Below are 25,227 nucleotides of genomic sequence, written 5' to 3' on the forward strand. Positions count from 1 at the left end.
GAAGCCGACCCCGTCGATGCCCGCACCGCGCTGGGCCAGCGGCTACCCGGCTACATGGTCCCCGCCGCGCTCGTCGTCCTGGACGCCCTGCCCGTCACCCCCAACGGCAAGCTCGACAAACGCGCCCTGCCCGCACCCGAATACGCCGCCGGCGAATACCGGGCCCCGTCCAACACGGTCGAGGAGATCCTGGTCGGCATCTACGCCCAGGTCCTGGGCGTCGAGCGGGTCGGCGTCGACGACTCCTTCTTCGACCTCGGCGGGGACAGCATCTCCGCGATGAAGCTGATCGCGGGCGTCAACGACGCCCTCGACGCCGACCTCGCGGTCCGTACCGTCTTCGAGGCGCCCACCGTCGCCCGGCTGGCCCCCCGCATCGGCGAGGCCGCCGGCCGGCTGCCGCGACTGGTCGCCGGTCCCCGGCCGGCCGTCGTCCCGTTGTCGTTCGCGCAGAACCGGCTCTGGTTTGTCGACCAGCTGCAGGGTCCGTCGCCGGTCTACAACATCGCGTCCGCGTTGCGGCTGCGCGGGCCCCTCGACCCGGCAGCGCTGGGCGCCGCGCTCGGCGACGTCGTCGGACGGCACGAGAGCCTGCGCACGCTGCTCACCGCGCCCGACGGCGTACCGCAGCAGGTCGTGCTGCCCGCCGAGCGGGTCGACGTCGGCTGGCGGGTCGTCGACGCCGCCGGCTGGCCCGCGGACCAACTGGACCAGGCCATCGACACCGCGGCGAGCCACGCGTTCGACCTCGCCACCGAGATCCCGCTGCGGGCGACGCTTTTCCGGGTCGCCGAGGACGAGCACGTGCTGGTGGCCGTGGTGCACCACATCGCCGCCGACGGCTGGTCGCTGCGGCCGCTGGTACGGGATCTGGGGATGGCGTACGCCAGCCGTTGCGCGGGCGAGGCGCCCGGCTGGGCGCCGCTGGCGGTGCAGTACGTCGACTACACGCTGTGGCAGCGGGCCCAGTTCGGGGACCTCGCCGACCTCGACGACGGGGACAGCCCCATCGCCACGCAGCTGGCCTACTGGCAGGACGCCCTGGCCGGCATGCCCGAACGGCTGCCGCTGCCCACCGACCGCCCCTACCCGCTGGTCGCCGATCAGCGCGGCGCCAGCGTGGATGTGGCTTGGCCCGCCGAGATGCAGCGGCGGGTGGCCCGGGTGGCGGGAGAGCACAACGCGACCGCCTTCATGGTCGTGCAGGCCGCGCTGGCGGCGCTGCTGTCGAAGATCACGGCCAGCCCCGAGGTGGCCGTCGGCTTCCCGATCGCCGGGCGCCGCGACCCCGGCCTCGACGATCTGGTCGGCTTCTTCGTCAACACCCTGGTGCTGCGCGTCGACCTGGCCGCCGACCCCAGCTTCACCGAACTGCTCGCCCAGGTCCGCGCCCGCAGCCTGGCCGCCTACGAAAACCAGGACGTGCCGTTCGAGGCGCTCGTCGAGCGGCTCAACCCCACCCGATCCCTCAGCCACCACCCGCTGGTGCAGGTCATGCTGGCCTGGCAGAACTTCGCCGGACACACCGGCGATCCGGCCGCCGGGTTGGGCCTGGGCGAGCTGGACGTGACGCCGCTGCCGATCGACACCCAGTCGGCCCGCATGGACCTGGTGTTTTCGCTGGCCGAACGCTGGACCGAGACTGGCGAACCCGCCGGCATCGGCGGCCGCGTCGAGTTCCGCACCGACGTGTTCGACGCGGCCAGCATCCAGACGCTGATCGAGCGGCTGCACCGCGTGCTGGCGGCGCTCACCGCCGACCCCGCCCGGCCGCTGTCTTCGGTGGACCTGCTCGACGCGCCGGAACACGCCCGCCTCGACGCGATCGGCAACCGGGCCGCGCTCCGCGCCCCGGGAATGTCGCAGTCGATCCCCGAACTGTTCGCCGCCCAGGTCGAGCGCACCCCCGACGCGGCGGCCCTCAGCTGCGGGGACCGCACACTGACCTACCGCGACCTCGACGAGGCATCCGACCGGTTGGCGTGGTCACTGGCCCGCCGCGGCGCCCGCCCGGGCCGGTCCGTGGCGCTGCTGTTGTCCCGGTCGGCCGAGGCGATCGTCGCGATCGTCGCGGTGCTCAAGACCGGTGCCGCGTACCTGCCGATCGACCCGGCGCTGCCGTCGGCGCGGATCGGCTTGCTGCTGTCCGATGCCGCGCCGCTGGCCGTCGTCACCACCGCGGAACTCGCCGACCGGCTCGAGGGCCAGGACGTGCCCGTCGTCAACCCGGATGACACGGCGCCCGCCACGGCGCTGACCGCCCCGGCGCCCGACGATCTCGCCTACCTGATCTACACCTCGGGCACCACCGGCATCCCCAAGGGCGTCGCGGTGACCCACCGCAACGTCACGGGACTGCTCGCGTCGGTCGGCGCCGATCTGCCCCGCCCGGCGGTGTGGTCGCAGTGGCATTCGCTGGCGTTCGACGTGTCGGTGTGGGAGATCTTCGGCGCCCTGCTCGACGGCGGGCGGCTGGTGATCGTGCCGGAGTCGGTGGCGGCCTCGCCGCAGGACCTGCATGCGTTGCTCGTCGCCGAACGGGTCGGCGTGCTGAGCCAGACCCCGTCCGCGGCGGCGATGCTCGCACCAGACGGGCTGGAGTCGACGGCGCTGGTGGTGGCCGGGGAGGCCTGCCCACCCGAGCTGGTGGACCGCTGGGCCCCCGGCCGGGTGATGCTCAACGCCTACGGCCCGACGGAAGCCACCATCTACGCGGCGGTCAGCGCGCCCCTGACCCCGGGGCCGGTGCCGATCGGTTCGCCGGTGCCGGGGGCCGCGTTGTTCGTGCTCGACGCCTGGCTGCGGCCGGTGCCGCCCGGAGTGGTCGGCGAGCTGTACGTGGCCGGCGCCGGGGTGGCGGCGGGCTATGCGCGGCGGGCCGGGCTGACGGCCGCGCGGTTCGTCGCCTGCCCCTACGCACCGCCCGGACAGCGGATGTACCGCACCGGCGACCTGGTCTGCTGGCGGCCCGACGGGCAGCTCACCTACCTGGGCCGCGCCGACGAGCAGGTCAAGATCCGCGGCTACCGCATCGAGCTCGGTGACGTCCAGGCCGCGCTGGCCGCGCTGGACGGCGTCGAGCGGGCCGCGGTGGTCGCGCGCGAGGACCGCCCCGGCGACAAGCGTCTCGTCGGATACGTCACCGGCACCGCCGAGGGACTAGACCCCGCCCAGGCGCGCGCCGCGCTGGCGCAGCGGCTGCCGGTCTATATGGTCCCCGCGGCCGTCGTGGTGCTGGACGCTCTGCCGCTGACGCCCAACGGGAAACTCGACAAGCGCGCGCTGCCCGCGCCGGAGTACCGGGACGCCGACCGCTACCGCGCCCCCGCCGGCGCCGTCGAGGAGACCCTGGCCGCCATCTACGCGCAGGTGCTGGGCCTGGACCGGGTCGGCGTCGACGACTCCTTCTTCGAACTCGGCGGCGACAGCATCCTGTCGATGCAGGTCGTCGCGCGGGCGCGGGCCGCCGGCCTGACGTGCCGGCCGCGGGATGTGTTCGTCGAGCAGACCGTGGCCCGGCTGGCCCGGGTGGCCGAACTCGCCGCGGGGGCCGCTGAGGGTGCGGCCGGCCCCGCCGACGAGGGCGTCGGGCCCGTCACCGCGACCCCGATCATGCGGTGGTTGCAGGAAGTGCCCGGCCCCGTGGACCAGTTCAACCAGACGGTGCTGCTGCAGGCGCCCGCGGGAACCACCGAGGACGACGTGGCGGTCGTGCTCCAGGCGCTGCTCGACCGGCACGGCATGCTGCGGCTGCGGGCGGATGGCGGCTTTACCGTCCCCGAGCCCGGCTCGGTGGACGTCCGCTCCTGCCTGCACACGGTCGACGCCCTGTCCGACGAGGCGGTGATCGCGGCGCGGTCGCGGCTCAACCCGGCCGACGGGGTGGTGCTGAGCGCGCTGTGGAGCACCGACACCGGCCAACTCGCGCTGATCGTGCACCACCTGGCCGTCGACGCGGTGTCGTGGATGATCCTGCTGGAAGACCTCAACGTGGCCTGGGTCCAGCATCGCGCGGGCCTCGAGGTCGCGCTGCCGACCACCGGTACGTCGTTCCAGCGGTGGGCGTCGCTGCTGACCGAGCACGCCCACGCCCCGGCCGTCGTCGCCCACGCACAGGCGTGGCGGCACTTGGCGGCGACACCCGCGCTGCTGCCGCCGGTCCAACCCGCCGTCGACACGTACGCCAGCGCCGGGCACCTGTCGGTCTCGCTCGACGACGTCGAGACGACCCGGACCCTGCTGGGTGAGGTCCCGGCCGCGTTCCGCGCAGGCATCCAGGACATCCTGCTGATCGCGTTCGGCCTGGCCGTCGCGGAATTCGCCGGGGGCGACGGGCCGATCGGCATCGACGTCGAGGGCCACGGCCGCCACGAGGAGCTGGGCCGCAACGTCGACCTGTCGCACACCGTCGGATGGTTCACCACCAAGTACCCGGTGGCCGTGCGGTTCGGTCGGCTGTCCTGGGCGGACGTCATCGCCGGCGACGCGGCGCTGGGGCCGGTACTCAAGGACGCCAAGGAACAGCTGCGTGCCCTGCCCGACGGCCTGACCTACGGCGCGCTGCGCTACCTCAACGCCGACACCGACCTGGCCGGGCCCGACCCGGCGATCGGCTTCAACTACTTCGGGCGCCTCGGCGGCGCCGCGGCCGACCTCCCCGAGGATGCCTGGCGGATCTGCCCCGACGGCGCGTCGACTACCGGGGTCACCCGGCTCGCCACCGCGGTGCCCATGCCGCTGATGCACACCGTCGAGGTCAACGCCGGCACCCTCGACACCGACGCCGGCCCGCGGCTGTACGCCGACTGGACCTGGGCGCCGTCGGCCCTCGACGAGGCGCAGGTCGAGCGGCTCAGCCGGTTGTGGTTCGAGGCCCTTACCGGCATCTGCGCGCACGTGCGCGCCGGGGGCGGCGGGCTCACACCGTCCGACGTCGCGCCCGCGCGGCTCAGCCAACCGCAGCTCGACGAGCTGGCGCGCCGGGACCGGATCGCGGACGTGCTGCCGTTGACCCCCCTGCAGCAGGGGCTGCTCTTCCACGCCGGCACCGCGCGCTCCAGCGACGACATCTACGCCGTGCAGCTGGATTTCGCCGTCACCGGCTGGCTCGACCCGCAGCGCCTGGACGACGCGGTGCACACGGTGGTGCGGCGGCACCCGAACCTGGTCGCGCGATTCAGCCAGCAGTTCGACGAGCCGGTGCAGATCATCCCCGCCGCACCCGAAATGGCCTGGCGCTACCTGGAACTCGACGCCGACCGGCGGATCGAGGAATTCCGCGCCGACGAGCGCGCCGCAGTCTTCGACCTCGCCGACCAGCCCCCCTTCCGGGCGGCGATGATCCGCACCGCTCCCGACCGGCACCGCTTGGTGCTCACCATCCACCACATCGTGCTCGACGGATGGTCGTTGCCGATCCTGCTGGCGGAGATCTTCGCGACCTTCAACGGGCACCGACTGCCCGCGCCCGTCCCGTACCGGAGCTTCCTCACCTGGCTGGCCGACCGGGACTCCGATGCCGCCCGCGCCGCCTGGTGCGACGTGCTCGACGGGTTCGACGCGCCCACCCTCGTCGGCCCGCCACAGCGTTTGCGGTTGGGCCGACGCGGCGTGCGGTCGTTCGCGGTGTCCGCGGATACCACCCGGGCCCTCGGCGAGTTGGCCCGCGCGCACCAGAGCACAGTCAACATCGTGCTGCAGGCCGCGTGGGGGCAGCTGCTGTCCTGGCTGACCGGCCACAACGACGTCGCATTCGGCACCACGGTGTCGGGCCGCCCGACTGAGTTGCCCGGCGCGGAGTCGATGGTCGGCCTGCTGATCAACACCGTGCCGGTGCGCGCGAGGATCGCGGCGACCACCACTACCGCTGATTTGCTGGACCAGCTGCAGCGCGCGTACGCGCACACCGTCGAGCACCAGCACCTGGCGCTCAGCGAGATGCACCGCATCACGGGCCAGGACAAGCTGTTCGACACCCTGTTCGCCTACGAGAACTATCCGATCGACACCGGCGCCTTCCTGGGCGACCACGAGCTGACCATCACCGAGTCCACGGTCCGCGAATACAACCACTACCCGCTGACCGTGCAGGCCCAGCCGGGCGAGGAGCTGGGCTTCCGCGTCGAATTCGACACCGATGTGTTCGACGCGGCGGGCATCGACGCGCTGATCGAGCGGTTGCGGCGGGTGCTGGCGGCGATGACGGCCGATCCGGAGCGGCCGCTGTCCTCGGTGGACGTGCTCGACGCGGGCGAGCACGCGCGGCTGGACGAGATCGGTCAGCGCGCGGCCTTGAACCCGCCGGCGGGCGCGGCGGTGTCTTGGTCGATTCCGGCGCTGTTCGGCGCGCACGTCGAACGCATCCCCGAGGCGGTGGCGGTCAGCGGCGCGGGCCGCTCCCTGACCTACCGGGAACTCGACGAGGCCGCCAACCGGCTGGCCCACCGGCTCGCCGCCCGCGGCGCCGGCCCGGGACAGCGGGTGGCGCTGCTGCTGCCCCGGTCGGTCGACGCGGTCGTGGCGATCATGGCGGTCCTCAAGACGGGTGCCGCCTACCTGCCCGTAGACCCCACGCTGCCCGGCGAGCGCATCGAGTTCCTGCTGGGTGACGCCGCGCCGGTGGCGGTGCTCACCCTCGCCGACCTGGCAGCCTTGGCCGACCCGGGCGACTGGCCTGCCACCGCGCCGCCTGTCGGGCCGGGTCCGGACGATGCCGCGTACCTGATCTACACCTCCGGCACCACCGGACTCCCCAAGGGCGTCGCGGTCACCCACCGCAACGTCACCGCGCTGCTGGGGGCTCTGGACGCGGGGCTGCCGGCGGCGGGGGTGTGGAGCCACAGCCACTCGCTGGCCTTCGACGTCTCGGTGTGGGAGATCTTCGGGCCGCTGCTGCGCGGCGGGCGGGTCGCCGTCATCCCCGACGTGGTCGCTCGCTCACCTCGGGACTTCCACGACGCGCTGGTCGACGAGCGGGTCAGCGTGCTGACCCAGACCCCGTCGGCGGTCGCCGCGCTGCCGCTGGGCGGGCTGGATTCGCTGGCGTTGGTGGTGGTCGGTGAGGCCTGTCCGCCCGAGGTGGTGGATCGCCTGGCGCCGGGACGGGTGATGGTGAACGCCTACGGGCCGACCGAGACCACCATGTGCGTGGCCATCAGCACGCCCCTGAAGGCGGGGTCCCCGGGCACCCCGCCCATCGGTTCGCCGGTGCCGGGCGCCGCCTTGTTCGTGCTCGACGGGTGGCTGCGGCCGGTGCCGGTCGGCGTGGTCGGCGAGCTGTACGTGGCCGGCGCCGGCGTCGCCGACGGATACGTCCGCCGTACCGGGTTGACCGCGTCGCGGTTCGTCGCCTGCCCGTATGGACCGGCCGGACAGCGGATGTACCGCACCGGGGACCTGGTGCGGTGGCGCGACGACGGGCAACTGGACTCCCTCGGCCGCGCCGACGAGCAGGTCAAGATCCGCGGCTACCGCATCGAGCGCGGCGAGGTGCAGGCCGCCCTGACCGCGCTGGACGGCGTCGACCAGGCAGTGGTGATCGCCCGCGAGGACCGTCCCGGCGCCAAGCGCCTCGTCGGATACATCACCGGCACCGCCGAACCGCTCGCGGTGCGGGCCGCGCTGGGCGAGCGGCTGCCGTCGTACCTGGTCCCCGCGGCCGTCGTCGTCCTCGATGCCCTGCCGCTGACCCCCAACGGCAAACTCGACGCCCGGGCGCTGCCCGCGCCCGAGTACGCGGCCGGCGAGTACCGCGCCCCGGCCAACGCCGTCGAGGAGCTCCTGGCCGGCGCCTACGCCCAGGTGCTGGGCGTCGAGGTGGTCGGGGTGGACGACTCCTTCTTCGACCTCGGCGGCGACAGCATCTCCGCGATGCGCCTGATCGCCGCCGTCAACGCCCGCCTGGACGCCGGCCTCGCCGTGCCCACCCTGTTCGAGGCCCCGTCCGTGCGAGAGCTGAGTCAGCGCCTGCAACCGAATGGCGTTGCGCTGCAGCAGATCGTCCCGGTGCAGACCCTCAAGAAGGGTGACGGCGCACCGCTGTTCTGCATTCACCCCGTCGGCGGGGTGAGCTGGCCGTACCAGATCCTGCGCAACTACCTGGACTGCCCGATCATCGGCATTCAGCAGATCCTGCGCGACGACGAACCCGAACCACAGTCGATCCGCGACATGGCCGGCAACTATGCCGACCGGATTGAAGAAATCCACCCGGCCGGCCCGTACGGCCTGCTCGGCTGGTCCTTCGGCGGCGTCGTCGCCCACGAAGTCGCCATCGAGCTGCAGGCCCGCGGGCGCGACGTCGCGCGCCTCATCCTGCTGGACGCCCAGCCCGGGATCGGCAGCACCGTCACACAGCCGAGCCATGCGCTGGGCGACAAGAAGCCGATACTCGAGGAGATCCTGCGGTTCGGCCGGCTCGCCATCCCTGAACAGGACGGCGCGCTGAGCTATGAGCAGATCGAAGAACTCGTCAGCCGGCGCGGTGCCGCCGAATTCCCGCGCTACCACCAGCTTTTGAACCTGATCGTGCAGAACCTCAACACCAGCGTCCGGTTCTACCGGACGCATGAGCCGCGCGTGTTCGACGGTGACGTGGTCATCTTCTCCGCCGCGCGCGATCAGAGCGATCGCGCCTCTTTCCTAGAGCGGAGCTGGCGGCCGCACGTCGCCGGCGAGATCACCGTGTACCCCACCGACTGCACGCATCAAGAGATGCTGAGCGCCGAATCGCTCGACAGGTACGGCAGACAACTGAGGCGACTGGTCGGTGAGGCAACGTGAAAGTGAAGTGGCCGCGGCGGCTTTCCGGCTCGTCGCTGGGCGGCATGTCTCTCGGCGGCGGGTTCCTGCGGTTGGCCCGGGTGGTGGCGCGCCGCCCGTGGCTCGTCATCGCCGGCTGGGTGCTGCTGATGGCGGTGCTGGGGGGCATGTTTCCGCCGGTGACCAAGATCGCCCGCGAACACACCCAGGAACTCCTGCCGAGCGACGCGCAGGTGATGGTGGCGACCCGGAAGATGACGGCGGCGTTCCACGAGCCGGGCATCCAGAACGTCGCGCTCGTCGTGCTCACCAACGAGCACGGGATGACCAAGCCCGACGAAGACGTCTACCGCACCCTGGTCGACAGGTTGCGCGCCGACACCCACGACGTCGTCATGGTGCAGGACTTCATCTCCAAACCGCCGCTGCGGGAGGTGATGGCCAGCAAGGACAACAAGGCGTGGTTCATCCCCGTCGGCATCGCGGGCGAATTGGGTTCGCCCGCTTCCAATAAGGCTTACGAACGCGTCGTAGACATCGTCAACAAGACGCTCAAACAGGCGCCCCCGGGCTCGGGGGTCACCGCGCACATGACGGGGTTGACGGCCACCGTCTCCGAACTCGCCGAGATCGGGGAACGCGACCTGCGGGTGATCGAGAGCGCGACCCTGCTCATGGTGTTGTTGATTCTGCTTGTCGTATACCGCAATCCCGTCACCATCCTGCTTCCGCTGGTGACCATCGGCATATCTCAGGCCGTCGCGGCCCAGGTGGTCTCCGGCCTCGCGATGGCCGGACTGGGCATCTCCCAGCAGACCGTCATCTTCATGACCGCCATGATGATCGGCGCCGGCGTCGACTATGCCGTGTTCCTGATCAGCCGATATCACGAATACCTGCGGCAGGGGATGGATTCCGACGAGGCCGTCGCGCGCGCTTTGGCCGCTATCGGCAAGGTGATAGCCGCCTCCGCGGCCACCGTCGCGGTCACCTTCCTCGGGATGACCTTCACCAAGCTGCTGGTGTTCTCCACCATCGGTCCCGCCCTGGCCGTCTCGATCGCCGTGGCGTTCCTGGCCGCGATCACGCTGCTTCCGGCGATGATGGTGATCGCCGGGCGCCGCGGCTGGATCAAGCCACGGCGCGACCTCACCACCCGGTTCTGGCGTCGGTCCGGAATCCACATCGTCCGGCGCCCCGTCGCGCACCTGGCCGCCAGCCTCGTCGTGCTGATCGCGCTGGCCAGCTGCGTGGCCGTCATGCACACTAGCTACGACGCGCGCACGACGCTGCCGCCAAAAGCCGAGAGCAACATCGGATTTGCCGCGATACAACGTCACTTCCCGGCGAGTTCCACTGTGCCGCAGTACATTTTCATCCAGTCGCCGCACGACATGCGCAATACCAAGGCGCTGGCGGACTTGGAGCAGATGGCGCAGCGGGTCAGCGAGCTGCCGAATATCGCGATGGTCCGCGGCGTCACCCGGCCCACGGGCGCCCCGCTGGAACAGGCCACGTTGAGTTACCAGGCGGGGGTGATCGGCGACCGGCTGGCCGACGTGTCGTCGAAGATCTCCGGCAGCAAGGACCAGCGCGACGCGCTGACGGGCGGGGCGCGCAAACTCGCCGACGCGCTGGCCGCCGTCCGCAGTCAGCTGACGCAGGCCACCGGGGTGATCAATGGCCTGGCCAACCAGCTGACGACCATGAAGAACCAGCTCTCCAACTCCGAGGCGCTGCGGGACCTGCAGGCGCGGCTTGCCAGCCAGATGAACGCCGGCGACTCGATCCAGCCGGCGGCCGGAAACCTCAACGACGTCGTGAAGCTGGCCGACAACGTGCTGGGCGGCCTGGATACCAACCCCGCCTGCGTGAACGATCCCAACTGCGTCCAGCTGCGCGACCAGCTGCGGCGCCTCGTCGAGACGCTGCAGAGGCTGCAACCCTCGATGGAGGCGGCCTCGAAATCGATTCGGGCGCTGGGCCTGAACAATCCGGGCGGTCTGCAGCAGAGCATTTCGCAACTGACTCAAGGCGCCAACCAGCTGGCGGACGGCAGCCGCCAGATCGCCGACGGGGTGCGAACCCTGGACGACCAGACCAGACAGCTGGGCGAGGGCCTGTCGCACGCGGCGGCCTTCCTGCTTGCGATGAAACTCAACGCGTCCCAGCCCGGCGCGGCCGGCTTCTACATTTCGCCGGAGATCCTGGGCAACGACCAATTCAAGGATCTCGCCGCGGTATTCATGTCGCCCGACGGGCACGCGGTGCGCTACCTGGTCCAATCGAAGCTGGACCCGTACGACTCGAAGGCGATGGATCAGGTTAAGGCGATCCTGTCCGCGGCGCGTGGGGCACAGGCCAACACCTCGCTGGCCGACGCGCAGATATCGATGTCGGGCCTGACGCCCTACTACAGCGAAATGCGCGACTACTACAACCAGGACCTGCGGTACATCGTCATCATGACCGTCGTCGTCGTGTTCCTGATCCTGGTGATGCTGCTGCGGGCGGTCGTGGCACCGCTGTATCTGGTTGGCACGGTGATCCTTTCGTATCTGTCATCGTTGGGCATCGGGGTCATCGTGTTGCAGCTAATCGGTGGTGAGCCGTTGAACGCGAGCATGCCGGGGATGGCTTTCATCGTGCTCGTGGCCGTCGGCGCGGACTACAACATGCTGCTGATCTCCCGAATACGCGACGAATCCCCGCATGGGATCCGATCCGGCGTCATCCGGACTGTGGGCACGACCGGCGGCGTGATCACTTCCGCTGGAATCATTTTCGCCGCGCCGATGTTCGCGATGCTGTTCAGCAGTGTCAGTTCCGTGGTACAGGCCGGCTTCGTCATCGGTGTGGGGCTGTTGCTGGACACCTTCGTCGTGCGCACCATTACCGTGCCGGCGCTGGCGGTGCTGGCCGGCAAGGCCAACTGGTGGCCGTCGGGGTGGCGGGGTCGGCGACGTCCGTCCGGACGTTCGCCCGCGCGTTCGGCGGTGCAGCGTCCCGAGGCCCGTCCGCGGGCGGCGTCGGGATCGGCCGGTCAGACCGCGTGGCTGTGGACGCCGTGGTTCGAGAATCGTTGGTTGCGGGGGAGTTAGCAGCGGCGTTCCTGCGTCGCAGGAAGTCGGCGTATGGAGTTTTGCCCGCGTCGTAGTGCACCAGTGAGCGACAGCTTGGCGCGCGGGCAGATGCTGACCGTCGCGTGCCCGCGCGTGCGCGTAGACGTACGGCCACCGCTGTGGCCGGCGTGTCGTGCACGGCCGCGGGGGTCCGGATGGCCGCCCGCCCGCCGCCCAGCCCGCGAGGGCGCTCAAACTTGCGCGAAATTGCGGGTGAGGTCTCGAATTTGGGGTCGCTCGCGAGTCCCAGACGTCACAAGAAAATCAGCATATGGACTTTTGCCCGCCTCGTAGCGACAGCCTGTCGCGCGGAGGCGGGCAAACCGCCACATGCCGGCGGCCGCGTGTCCGCGAGGGCGCTCAAATTTGCGTGAAGTGCGGGTGGGGCCTCGAATTTGGGGTCGCTCGCGGCGGCGCCGCCCGCCGCGTCCTTGCTCGCGGGTCCCCAGGCGTCGCAAGAAAATTGGCATATGGAGTTTTGCCCGCCTCGTAGCGACAGCCTGTCGCGCGGAGGCGGGCGAGCAGGCACATGCCGGCGGTCGCGTGTGTCCGCGAGTGTGCGCCGATGTACGACGACATGCCGTACTGACCGGCATGTCGTGCACGTGCGCGGGGGTCCGGATGGTCGCCCGCCCGTCCGCCGCTGGCCCGCGAGGGCGCTCAAATTTGCGTCAAATTGCGGGTGGGGCCTCGAATTTGGGGTCGCTCGCGGCGCCGCCGCTCACCGTGTCAGGCTGGCGAGTCCCCCGGCGTCACAAGAAAGGGCATATGGAGTTTTGCCCGCCTCGTAGCGACAACGTGTCGCGCGGAGGCGGGCGACCCGCCACATGCTCGCCCCGTCGCCTGCCCGTGCACGCAGATGCACAGCGGCACGCTGCGCTGGCCGGCGTTTCGTGCACGGCCGCGGGGCCCCGCCCGCCCGCTGGCCCGCGAGAGCCCTCAAAGTCACGTCAAATCGCGGGTCAGGCCTCGAATTTGGGGACTCTCGCGGAGGCGCCGCCCGCCACAGCGCCAACAACCGACAACCCCTGTGCCGCAGAGCCATGCGGCTGCCAAGGCATCGATCACGGTGCGCTACGTTCCGGTCTTTTTGGGTTCGTAGGGTGTGTACCACCACCAGTCGGCGCGTTCGCCGAGAGGCCCGTTCCAGGGCGGAACATCGGGTGGGGGTTTGTTGGGTGGTCGGGCCAGGGAGCGGTTGTCCAGGGTGTGGCCGTCGCTGTCGGTGACGCTGAGATCCTCGGCGGTGCCGGAGATCGTGATGCCGCCGCGGTGATGCAACCGGTGGTGATACGGGCATAGCAGCACCAGGTTCGAGAGCTCGGTGGGGCCGCCGTCTTCCCAGTGCACCAGGTGGTGGGCGTGCAGGCCGCGGGTGGCCCCGCATCCGGGTACTGCGCAGGTGCGGTGGCGGTGCTCGAGGGCGCGGCGCAGCCGGCGGCTGATTTGACGGGTCTCCCTCCCCGCCCCGATCGGCACCCCGTCGCGCTCAAACCACGCCTCAAAGGTGGCATCACAAGTCAGGTACTGCCGTTCGGCGTCGGAGAGCAGCGGGCCCAGATGCAGGGCGGCGGCACGCTGGGCGACATCGAGGTGCACCACCACCGTGGTGTGTGCCCCATGCGGGCGCTGGGCGGCATCAGCGTCCCAGCCGGCCTCCACCAACCGCAGAAACGCATCCACTGTGGAAGGGATCGGGGGCCGCTGCTCCTCGCTACTCTCAGCGTGATCGCGTTTCCACTGCGCGATCAGCGCATCCCGATGGGCGGCCAGCGCGGCATCGAACGTCGCCGCCTCCACAGGGCCCAGCGTGATCCGGTAACAACTGCCCGCCTCGGTGCCGGTCTTGCGGAACGAGGATTCCGGTGCCGGGCGCGGCTCGGGGTCGGGGCGGGGCTCCAGCTTGACGGCGGTGCGTAACTGGTTGACCGTGGCCACCGCCGCCAGCTCCGCATAATGCTCATCAGAACCCGCACCCGCCCCGGCGGCGATCACCCCCACCTGATCCAGCGACAACCGGCCCGCCGCCATCCCCGCGGCACACAACGGGAACTCCCCGATCCGGCCCGCCACCGTAGTCAGCGTGGACGCGGTCGCCGAGGACAACCCCAGCCGCCAGGCCACCAACGCCTTCACCGACCGCGCCCCGGTCATCCCACACAACCCGTCGCGCTCAATCTCAGCCACCCGCGCCACAATCTGGGCATCAATCGCATTACGCTGACCCGCCAACTCCGCGAGCTCCTCAAACAACACCTCCAAACGATCAATCGGTCTGACCGGCGTGACAGGCAAAGCGGACGACGACATAACCACATCAAAGCAGCGACCTACGACAACTTTTCCCGCCAAACGCCACGCGGTGGGGCCGGAAAGCTAAAGCCTTGTGTGGCAGCTCATTGTCGCTAAAAGACGGGCAATTCGGCACATACCTTCCCGCGGAGGCCGCGGTGACGGGTGAGCAGGGCCCGACGGCTCACTCCGCAGGCGACGGCTCACTCCGCAGACGACGGCTCGCTCCGCAGGCGACGGCTCACTCCGCAGGCGCCAACTTCTCGCACAGCAAGTCCGCCAACCCGCGAATCGTGGTGACTTCGGACGACGTGATGCGGACGCCCGTCTCGGCCTCGATGCGGGTGCCAAGCTCCAGCGCGCCCAGCGAGTCGATCCCGCACTCCGGCAGCGGCCGATCCGGATCGATGCTGCGACGCACGATCAGGGTGACCTGATCGGAGATCAGCCGCCGCAGCCGCACGGGCCACTCGTCGCGGTCCAGAGTCTCCAGCTCGGCACGCAGTTTGCTTGTCCCCGAGCCATTTTGACGGTTGGGCCGGAACGCCTCGGCGAACGGGCTGCGTTGGGCGAAGGCGGCCAGCCACGGGGCACCGGTAAGAGGGGCATAACCGGTGTACGCGCGGTCATGGCGCAGCAGCGTGTCGAACGCGTACGCGCCCTCGTCGGGAGCAATCGCGAGTCCCGTACTCTCGGCGAGCGCGGTCCCACGGCCGATCTGCCCCCAGGCGCCCCACGCGATCGAGGTGGCCGGCAGGCCCTGCGCCCGGCGCCACCACGCGAACGCGTCCAGCCAGCTGTTGGCCGCCGCGTAGGCGCCCTGCCCGGGCGCGCCGACCAGCGCCGCCGCCGAGGAGAACGAGCAGAACCAGTCCAGTGGCTGACCGGACGTGGCCTCGTGCAGGTTCCACCCGCCGTAAACCTTTGGTGCCCAGTCATGCTCGAGGACCTCGTCGGTGATATTGGCCAGGGTGGCGTCCTCGATCACGCCCGCGGCGTGCAGCACGCCGCGCACGGGCAGCCCAGTGGCGGTCGCGGCGGCCACCAGACGCTCCGCCGTTCCGGCCACAGCGATGTCGCCGCACGAGACCACGATGTCGGCGCCGACGGCGCGGATGCACTCGATCGTTTCCAGTGCCTTCACCGTGGGCTCCGAGCGCGAGGACAGCACGATGCGCCCGGCCCCCGCCGCCGCCATCTTCTCGGCCAGGAACAGTCCCAGGCCGCCCAGCCCGCCGGTGACAATGTACGAACCGTCGGAGCGGAAGGGCCGCGCCTGTGCCGGCGGCACCGTGACGCGGCTCTGGCCGGTGTGCGGGATGTCGAGCACCAGCTTGCCGGTGTGTTGCGCGTTGCTCATCACCCGAATCGCGGTGGCGGCGTCGGCAAGTGGATAGTGCGTGCACTCCGGCATCGGCAGCGAGCCGTCCGCGGTGAGGCGGTACACGGTGTCGAGCAGATCGCGCAGCCGGTCCGGGTCGCTGTAGGACAGCAGCCCCAGGTCCAGGCCGTAGAACGCGAGGTTGCGGCGGAACGGGAAGAGCCCCAGCCGGGCGTCGGCGTAGATGTCGCGCTTGCCGATCTCAACGAATCGTCCACCGAGCGCAAGCAATTCGACGCCCGCCCGCTGGGCTGCGCCGATCGCGGAGTTCAACACGATGTCGACGCCGTAACCCTCGGTGTCGCGGCGGATCTGGTCGGCGAACTCCAGGGTGCGCGAGTCGTACACGTGCTCGATGCCCATGTCGCGCAGCAGTTGTCGGCGCTGCTCGCTGCCCGCGGTCGCGAAGATTTCGGCCCCGGCGGCGCGGGCGATGGCGATCGCTGCCTGCCCCACCCCGCCGGTCCCGGAATGGATCAGCACCTTGTCGCCGGCCCTGATGTGCGCCAGCTGGTGCAGGCCGTAGTACGCGGTGGCGGTCGCGGTCGTCACCGCCGCGGCCTGGTCGTCGGACAGCCCATCCGGCAACCCCACGGCCAGGCGCGCGTCGCACGTCAGGAAGGTGCCCCAGCAGCCGTCGGCGCACAACCCCGCGACGTGATCGCCCACCCGATGCTCGGTCACGTCGGGCCCGACGGCGGTGATGACCCCGGCGAAGTCGGTGCCCAACTGCGGCAGCCGCCCCTCAAAGGAGGGGTAGCGGCCGAACGCAACCAGGACGTCGGCGAAGTTGATGCTGGACGCGCTGACCGCGACCTCGATCTGGCCCGGGCCCGGCGAAACCCGCTCGGATGCGACCAGTTCCATCGACTCCAGGTCGCCCGGTGTGCGGATCTGCAGTCGCATTCCGTCACGCTCGGGATGCACGACGGTCGTCTGCCGCTCCTCGGGACGCAGCGGAGCGGGATACAGCCGTGCCGTATACCACTGACCGCCACGCCACGCCGTCTCGTCCTCCTCGGACCCGCCGAGCAGTTGCCGCGCCAGCTGATCGGCGTCCACATCGAAGTCCACATCGATGAGCGTGGCGCCCAAATGTGGCTGTTCCGTGTCGATTACCCGTAGCAGCCCACGCAGTCCGGCCTGCTCCAGGTTGGGGCGCTCGCCGGCCGTCACCGCTTGGGCGCCGCGGGTCACGACGTACAGGCGGGGCGGATCGCCGGGCAGTTCCGTCAATGTGCGCGCGATGCGCACCACTTCGCGGACATGCGACGGGCTCCGTGAGTCCGACTGCTCGACGGGGCACACGACCACACCGGCGAATTCCCCGCCACGCAGCTCACTTTCGAGCCGGTCGGCATCGCCCGGCGAGGGCAGGCCGACGCAGTGCGCGCCGTGTTCTCCCAGCGCGGCGCGCAACGCATCAAAGCCTGCGCCGATCAACAGCCACTTTCCCGCGTCGGCGTTGGGCAGTTCGGGCAGCTCGCGTTGCTGCCATTCGACGGTGAGCAGCCGTTCGGTCAGCACCCGGTCGTCGTTGCCGCCCTCGGCCGTCGCGGTGCCAAATCGCAGTCCCTGCACCGCGATCAGCACGTTGCCCTGTTCGTCGAGGAGGTCGATGTCGGTCTCGATGCCGGTGGCATCGCTGCCGGTGGCCCGCAGGTAGCTGTAGCGCGCGTCGCGCGCCGGGCCGTAGGCGCGGATCCGACGGACACCGACCGGCAACGCCAGCCCGCCGATGCCTTGAACGTCCGGCAGCGCGGCGGCGGCCTGGAAGCAGGCGTCCAGCAACGCGGGATGCGCGTGGTAGGCGGCCTGCTGGGTGCGGATCGGGCCCGGCAGCGCGACCTCGGCCAGCACGCTGTCTGCACCGGGGTACACGGCGGCCAGCCCGCTGAACGCGGGCCCGTACTGAAGGCCGTACTGGTCCAAGCGGTTTCGCAGGTCGGCCCCGTCCTCGCGGCGCGGGTGCGCCGCCAGCAGTGCCGTGATGTCCCGTGCCGGCGGCCGATCGTCGGGCGCGGCGCGCAGCGCGGCGGCTGCGTGTCGCGCCTGCCCGGCCTCGACGACCAACTTGGCCGCCTCCGCCGTGTCGACCGTCGCGACGGCGCCGACGGTGGTTTGCGCGTCGAGCAGCAGCGCCTGCTCGAAGCGGATGTCACGCGCCTCGCTGTCCTCGCCGAAGACCGCACGCGCCGCGGCCAGCGCCATCTCGCAGTAGGCCGCGCCGGGAAGCACTGAGACATTGTGGATTTGGTGATCGCCCAACCAAGGGTGCGCATCGGTGCCGACCTCGGACTGCCACGCGTGGCGCTCCGGTTCCTCCTGCAGGCGCACGTGTGCCCCGAGCAGCGGGTGAACCGCGACCGTGAACGCAGTGCGGGACTGGCCCTCGTCGCTCAACCATAGCCGCTGGTGCGTCCAGGTCGGCAACGGCGCATCCACCAGTCGGCCGTCCGGATACAGCGCCGAGAAGTCGATCGCCGCGCCCGCACCATGCAGGTCGGCCAGGAAACCCTTGAGCCCGTGCGGCAATTCCTGCTCGCGACGCATGGCGGCCAGCGCGGCCAGCGGCGTGTCGAGGCTGCGGGCGGTCTGCCCGACGGCGTGGGTGAGCAGCGGGTGTGGCGACAGTTCGGCGAAAACCCGGTGGCCGTCCTCCAGCGCGGCCCGCACCGCCGCGGAGAATCGCACCATCCGGCGCATGTTGTCGGCCCAGTAGCGGGCATCGCACACCGGCTCTTCGCGCGGGTCATACAGCGTCGCCGAGTAGAACGGAATCGCCGGCGACGCCGGACTGAGGCCGTCGAGCATCCCGGTCAGCTCGCCGACGATCGGGTCGACCTGCGGCGAATGGAACGCGACGTCGGTGGGCACCTCGCGGGCCAGCACCCCCCGCTGCTCCCAGGCCGCGACCAACTCGTGCACAGTCGCGGCGTCGCCCGCGATCACCGTCGACTCCGGCGACGCCACCACCGCCACCACGACGTCCTTGATCCGCCGCACGGTCAGTTCCGAGAGCACCTGCTGGGCAGGCAATTCCACCGATGCCGTGGCGCCGGTGCCCGCTACCCGCGACATCAGCTTCGACCGGGCGCAGATCACCCGCAGCCCGTCTTCCAGCGTCAGCGCCCCGGCGACGACGGCCGCCGCGGCCTCACCGACGGAGTGCCCGATGACGGCGCCCGGCCGCGCCCCGTACGCCGTCATGGTGGCGGCCAGCGCGACCTGCATGGTGAACAGTGTGGGCTGGATCCGGTCCTGGCCGGTCACGGTCTGCGGCGCCGACATCGCCTCGGTCACCGAGAAGCCGCACTCGCGCAAGATGATCGGCTCGGCACGCGCCACCGTCGCGGCGAACGCCGGTTCAGTCGCCAGCAACTCGGCGCCCATCCGGGCCCACTGCGAACCCTGGCCGGAAAACACCCACACCGGTCCGCGGTCGTCGCGGCCGACCGCGGCCTCGTGCGGGGTATCGCCTTGCGCCACAGCGTGTAACGCCGCCGCGAGCTGCGGATGGCTGTCGGCGACGACGGCAGTGCGCACGGGGCGATGCGCGCGCCGACGGGCCAAGGTGTACGCCAGATCCGGCAGCGCGACGTCGTCGTGCGCCGTTACCCAGTCGGCGAGCCGGCCGGCAGTGCGCCGCAGTTCGTCGGCCGAGGTGGACGACAACGTGAAGAGCAACGGGCCCGTCGCTGCAACCGGAACACGCTGCGGCGCAGCACTTTCGGGTGCCTGCTCGAGCACACCGTGCACGTTGGTGCCGGACAGGCCGTACGACGACACCGCGGCCCGACGCGGCTGTCGCCCGTCGGTGGTCCACGGCATGGTCTCCTGTGGCACAAAGAGGTTGGTGTCGATGCGCGCGAGCTCGTCGGGAAGGCGGGTGAAGTGCAGGTTCGGCGGTACCACGCCGTGCTGCAGCGCGAGGACCGCCTTCATCAGGCCCAGCGTCCCGGCGGCGGACTGCGTGTGTCCGAAGTTGGTCTTCAGCGACGTCAGCGCGCAGCGGTCGTCGGTGCCGTAAACATTTGCCAGGCTGGCGAATTCGATGGGGTCGCCGACCGGGGTGCCGGGCCCGTGCGCCTCGACCATGCCCACCGTGGCGGCCTCGACGCCGGCCGCGGCCAACGCCGACTGGTACACCGCGGTTTGCGCGTCCTCCGACGGCGTCGCGATGTTCACGGTGTGGCCGTCCTGGTTGGCGGCGGTGCCACGCACCACCGCCAGGATCCGGTCACCGTCGCGCAGCGCGTCGGGCAGCCGCTTGAGCAGCACCACGGCGCAACCCTCACCGGACACGAAGCCGTCCGCCGCGACGTCGAACGCGTGGCAGCGTCCCGTCGGCGACAGCATGCCCTGCGCCGACCCCGCCGCGAACTTTCGCGGCTCCAGCATCACCAGCGCGCCACCGGCGAGCGCGAGGTCGCTCTCCCCGTCGTTCAGGCTGCGGCAGGCCATGTGGACGGCGAGCAGGCCGGACGAACACGCGGAATCGACCGTGAGGGCGGGGCCTTTGACGCGCAGCGCGTAGGCGATCCGCCCGGAAGCCATGCTGAATCCGTTGCCCACGAAGCCGTATGGCCCTTCCATGGCGGGAGAGTCGGCGACACGGATCTGGTAGTCGAAATGCGTGAGCCCGACGAACACTCCGGTCAGCGAGTCGGTCATCATTTGCGGGGTCAGGCCGGCGTGCTCCACGGCCTCCCACGAGGTCTCCAGCAACAACCGGTGTTGGGGGTCCAGCGCTGTCGCCTCGCGCTCGTTGATGCCGAAGAACTCGGCGTCGAATCCGGCGACGTCGTCGAGGAACGCGCCCCACTTGCAGGTCGACCGGCCCTGCACGCCGGGCTCGGGATCGTAGTAGTCGTCCAGATCCCAACGATCAGAGGGGATTTCGGTGACCATATCGTCACCACGTAGCAACGCTTCCCACAACCGCTCCGGCGAGTCGATGCCGCCGGGCAGGCGGCACGCCATGCCGATCACCGCCACCGGAGTCACAGATGCGGTCGAATCCTTTTTTACGCCAACGTCGATTGTCTCGATCGAGACCATGCCGCCTCCCCCACAACTCCCCCGGGCCCAAGTGATAACGATTGACCACGGGGTGACGGTTCAAACCTCCGCCGCCTGTGGGATCCACGCGGGCTTCCTGAGATTTCGCTCCCAGACGTTTCAACGGCGATGGCCGAGGGAACATGGGGCAGGTGATTGCGGAGTCCATTCCATTTGTGCTGCGCGAACGCGCCAGCCTGCAGCCCGACGATCCAGCGGTCACTTTCCTGGATTACGACCGTGATTGGAACGGTGTCCCCGAGACCCTGACCTGGTCGCAGCTGTACCGGCGAACGCTGGGGGTGGCGCGCGAGCTGGACCGCTGCGGGTCGCCGGGGGATCGCGCCGTCATCCTGGCGCCGCAAGGGCTCGACTACTTCGTCGGGTTTCTCGGCGCACTGCACGCGGGGCAGATCGCGGTTCCGCTGTCGGTTCCGCTAGGTGGCGCCATCGACGACCGGGTTGGCTGGGTGCTTGAGGACGCGACACCAGCTGTCGTGCTCACTACGTCCGCCGCGGCGGGCGCGGTCGCCGAGCACGTGGGGCCGCGGGCCGGGGGGCCGGCTCCGTCACTCGTCGAGCTCGACCTGCTGGACCGCGACGTGCGGGGCGGGCCCAGCGCCAGGGCGACCGACGGCCCGGAAACGGCGTATCTGCAGTACACCTCCGGCTCGACTCGTCAGCCGGCGGGCGTGATGATGTCGCACAAGAACATTCTGGGCAACTTCGAACAGTTGATGTCCGGCTATTTCGCCGATTACGGCAACGTCCCGCCGCCGGACACCACCATCTTGTCGTGGCTGCCGTTCTATCACGACATGGGTTTGCTGTTGGGCATCTGTGCGCCAGTGCTTTTGGGGCTTCCCGCGATCCTGACCAGTCCGGTTGCCTTCCTGCAGCGACCGGCGCGGTGGATGCAGCTGATGGCGGACAATAGCCACGCCTACACCGCGGGTCCCAACTTCGCGTTCGAGCTGGCGGCGCGCAAAACGTCCGACGACGACATGGCCGACCATGATTTGTCCGACGTCCTGATCATCGTCACCGGCAGCGAGCGGGTGCATCCGGCGACGCTGCGGCGCTTCACCCAGCGGTTCGCGCGTTTCAATCTGCGCGAGAGCGTGATTCGGCCGTCGTACGGACTGGCCGAGGCGACGGTGTATGTGTCGACGCGCGCGCCCGGGGCCGCCCCGAATGTCGTCCACTTCGACGCCGAGAAGCTGTCCGAGGGGCATGCGAAGCCGTCGGCCGGCGGCACGTCGCTGGTCAGCTACGGCGTGCCGCAGACGCCGTTGGTGCGGATCGTGGATCCCGACACCCGCACGGAGTGCCCGGCGGGCACGGCGGGGGAGATCTGGGTGCACGGCGACAACGTCGCCGCAGGCTACTGGCAGAAGCCGGAAGAGACCCAGCGCACTTTCCGCGGCGCGCTGGTCGGGCCGTCGGACGGCACCCCCCATGAGCCCTGGCTGCGCAGCGGGGATCTGGGCTTCGTCTCCGACGGCGAGTTGTTCATCGTCGGCCGCATCAAGGACCTGTTAATCGTGCACGGGCGCAACCACTCGCCCGACGACGTCGAGGCGACGATCCAGGAGATCACCGGGGGCCGGGTCGCGGCGATAGCCATTCCGGATGGTCACACGGAGAAGCTCGTCGCGATCATCGAGCTGAAGAAGCGCGGCGAGACCGAGGAGGAGGCGACGGACAGGCTCGTCGCGACCAGGGGCGAGGTCTCGTCGGCGATATTCAACGCGCACGGCCTGAGCGTCGCGGATCTGGTGTTGGTGCCGCCGGGTTCCATACCGATCACCACCAGCGGCAAGGTCCGGCGCGCGGCGTGCGTTGAGCAATACCGGCACGGCCAGTTTGCCCGCCTGATGTAGGCTCGCGCGGGCTCGCGGGGTCAAATCCTCCCGCTAAAGGCGCACCCCCCGATATATTTGCCGAGTGATCGGCGCAGAGCCGCTGACCGGGCGTAGCAGCGAACTGGGGACTATTCGCCGCGCCCTGACGGGGACGGGCAACTACTCCGGCGTGATGATCGCCGGAGCGGCCGGGGTGGGCAAGACGTGGCTCGCCCGCGAGGTGCTGCGGCGCGCCGAATCCATGGGCGAGCGCACGAAATGGATCGTCGGCACCGACTCGGCGCAGGCGCTGCCCCTCGGCGCGTTCATCGGATCCCTGGGTGATGCGATGTCGGACCCGCTGACGAACGTGCGGCGGGTGATCAATTCGTTTGTCGCGCAACAGCGCCGGAGCCGTGTGGTGATCGGGGTCGACGACGCGCACCTGCTCGACGGGCTGTCCGCGCTGGTCGTTCATCAGCTGGCCCAGTCGGGCGGCGCCCGGCTGGTGGTCACGGTCCGCACCGGCGCCGACGAGCCCGACGCGGTGACGGCGCTGTGGAAGGACGGGCTGCTGGCCCGCCTTGACCTCGAACCGCTTTCGGACGCGGCGACGCGCGAGGTCATCGAGAGCGCGGTGGACGGTCCCGTCGACGCGCGCAGCGCGGCCCGATTCCGCAAGCTGACTGGGGGGAACGCCCTGTTCCTGCGCCAGTTACTGGCCGACCAGGTGGCGGCCGGACGGATGCGCAAGCTGGCCGGGGTGTGGATGTGGGACGGCGACGTCGCCGTCTCGCCGAGCCTGTCCGACATGATCGGGCGCCAGGTCGGCCGGCTCAGCGCGCGGATGGCAAAGGTCGTCGACACGCTCTCGCAGTGCGAGCCGCTGGCCGTCGACGTGCTGTGCGACCTGGTGCGTCGCGCCGACCTGGCGGCCGCCGAGCAGATGGGTCTGGTGAACGTCGAACGCACCGGCTCCCGGCTGATGGCGCGACTGGCGCACCCGCTGTTCGGCGAGCTGCGCCGGGCCAGCGCCGGCGAGATGTACCTCTCGGAGATCCGCGGCCTGCTGGCGGCGCGGTTGGCCGAAGACGACGACGCCGACATGCAGGCCACCGTGCGCCGCGCGCTGCTGCGGCTGGAGTCCGATCTCGATCCGGATCCCGAGCTGTATCTGGACGCCGCTCGGCACGCGATGACGCTGCTGGACCTGGACCTGGCCGACCGGCTAGCCACCGCCGCGACGCGGGCCGGCGCCCCGGGGGCGGCCGGGGTGCGGGCGATGAACCTGGTGCTGCTCGGCCGCGGGGAGCAGGCCGAGGCGGCGCTGCAGGACATGACCGGCGCGGACCTGCCCGACGGGCATCACTGGGCGACGGTGCGCGCGGCCAACCTGATCTGGATGCTCGGCCGGCCCGGCGATGCGGCGGTGATCCTGGAGGGCCTCGCCGGAGCCCCCGAAACCCCGGCCCAGACCGCGGAGCGACTGGCGGTGCAGGCCTGCCTGGACGCCGCGCTGGCCCGATGCCAGGTCGCGGCCGAAAACGCCCGGGCGGCGCTCGAGTTCGCGGATCTTTCCGGCTTCCACGCGATGATGGCGTCGCTCGCGTTGATCATGGCGATGGGCGCCCTGGGCCAGGTCGACGAGCTCGCGGCGGTGGCCCAGCGTGCCCTGCGGGGCGCGACGACGTCGTTCCAGGCTTCCCACCTGCGGTACTGGTTCGGCGCCGTGTACGGCCGCGCCTGCCGGCTGACCGGTCGTATCGATGAATACGTCGCCACGGCAACGGAACTGGCCGAATCGGCCCGCGACATCCCCGGCCTGGCCTATGCGAACCTGGCCTTCCTGATGGGCAACGTCGAGCTGGTTCGCGGGTCGGTGGCCGAGGCGGCGCGGCTGGTGCACGAGGCGCTTGCGGGCGTGCAGATCCATTCCGTCACGACGGGTTTGCAGCCGGCGAGCTACTTCGCGCTCGCCGAAGCGCACGCCAAGCTCGGGCAGGCGACCGAAGCGAACGTCGCTGTCGCCGTGGCACGGTCGTGCGTCCCGCCCGATTTCCTGTTCATGCAGACCGCGTTGGCGCTCGCGGGCGGCTGGGCGACGGCGGCCAGCGGCAGCCTGACCGAGGCGGTGGCGAGCGCGCACGAGGCGGCCGAAATCGCCCGCGACCGTGGGCAACCCACCCACGAACTGGCCTGCATCCAGGCCGCCGCGCAATGGGGCGACACCACGCAGGCGGCCCGCGCGCGGGAACTCGCCGACGCGTTGGCGCTGCCGCTGGCCGAGGCCGTCGCGCTGCACACGGCGGCGCTGTCGGCGGGCGACGGTGAGGGCCTGCTGTCGGCGTCGGTGAAGTACCGCGAGATCGGTGATCGGGCCGCCGCCGCCGACACCGCGGCGCAGGCGTCGGTGGCGTTCGACGCGGACCAGCAGCACAAGCGCGGGTTGTATGCCGCGGCCCTGGCCCGCGAATTGGCGGACGAGTGCGGCGGTTTGCGCACGCCCGCGATGCGGACGCCGTCGGGCCTGAAGCTGTCGGGTCGGCAGCGCGACGTCGTCGAGCTCGTCGTCGCCGGCCTGTCCAACCGCGACATCGCCGAAAAGCTGGTGATGTCGGTGCGCACGGTCGAGGGCCACGTATACCGGGCGTGCCAACGCGTGGGGGCCCAGTCCCGCGAGGAACTGGCGTCGATCATCCGGTCCGGGCCCGGCGGCGGGATGGTCTGACCCACGAAAGTTACGTAGTGGACTACGCATGCGCAGGTC

6 protein-coding genes are annotated in these 25,227 nt (G+C 70.6%); 4 read left to right on the forward strand and 2 right to left on the reverse strand.

Annotation, left to right across the window (positions count from 1 at the left end; genetic code table 11):
• Nucleotides 1-8,781, forward strand: an 8,781-nt coding sequence (locus AC5Y5V_RS25945) for an amino acid adenylation domain-containing protein (protein ID WP_499940825.1), incomplete at its 5' end; no start/stop codon positions are given.
• A gap of 44 nt (nt 8,782-8,825) precedes the next feature.
• A complete protein-coding gene (locus AC5Y5V_RS25950) occupies nt 8,826-11,861 on the forward strand; it encodes an MMPL/RND family transporter (protein WP_499940886.1) in 3,036 nt (1,011 codons plus the stop codon).
• 1,095 nt (nt 11,862-12,956) lie between these two features.
• On the opposite strand, the gene AC5Y5V_RS25955 is transcribed toward AC5Y5V_RS25950, so the two are convergent.
• Together AC5Y5V_RS25955 and pks2 are read right to left on the reverse strand one after the other, a co-directional pair.
• Nucleotides 12,957-14,192 carry an HNH endonuclease signature motif containing protein gene (locus AC5Y5V_RS25955; protein WP_499940826.1) on the reverse strand — a complete coding sequence of 412 codons (1,236 nt, stop codon included), beginning with the start codon at nt 14,190-14,192 and terminating at the stop codon, nt 12,957-12,959.
• 223 nt (nt 14,193-14,415) lie between these two features.
• Nucleotides 14,416-20,616 (reverse strand): sulfolipid-1 biosynthesis phthioceranic/hydroxyphthioceranic acid synthase, encoded by a 6,201-nt coding sequence (pks2, locus tag AC5Y5V_RS25960; RefSeq protein WP_499940827.1) that lies wholly within the window; start codon nt 20,614-20,616, stop codon nt 14,416-14,418.
• Between the two features lie 152 nt (nt 20,617-20,768).
• Between pks2 and AC5Y5V_RS25965 the strand changes: the two genes are divergently transcribed.
• Both AC5Y5V_RS25965 and AC5Y5V_RS25970 read left to right on the forward strand, forming a co-directional pair.
• Entirely contained in the window at nt 20,769-22,499 is a 1,731-nt protein-coding gene (locus AC5Y5V_RS25965) for an AMP-binding protein (RefSeq protein WP_499940889.1), read from the forward strand.
• Between the two features lie 64 nt (nt 22,500-22,563).
• A complete protein-coding gene (locus AC5Y5V_RS25970; RefSeq protein WP_499940828.1) occupies nt 22,564-25,188 on the forward strand; it encodes a helix-turn-helix transcriptional regulator in 2,625 nt (874 codons plus the stop codon).
• Nucleotides 25,189-25,227 lie beyond the last annotated feature (39 nt).

It is taken from the genome of Mycobacterium sp. NGS68 (assembly GCF_059812195.1).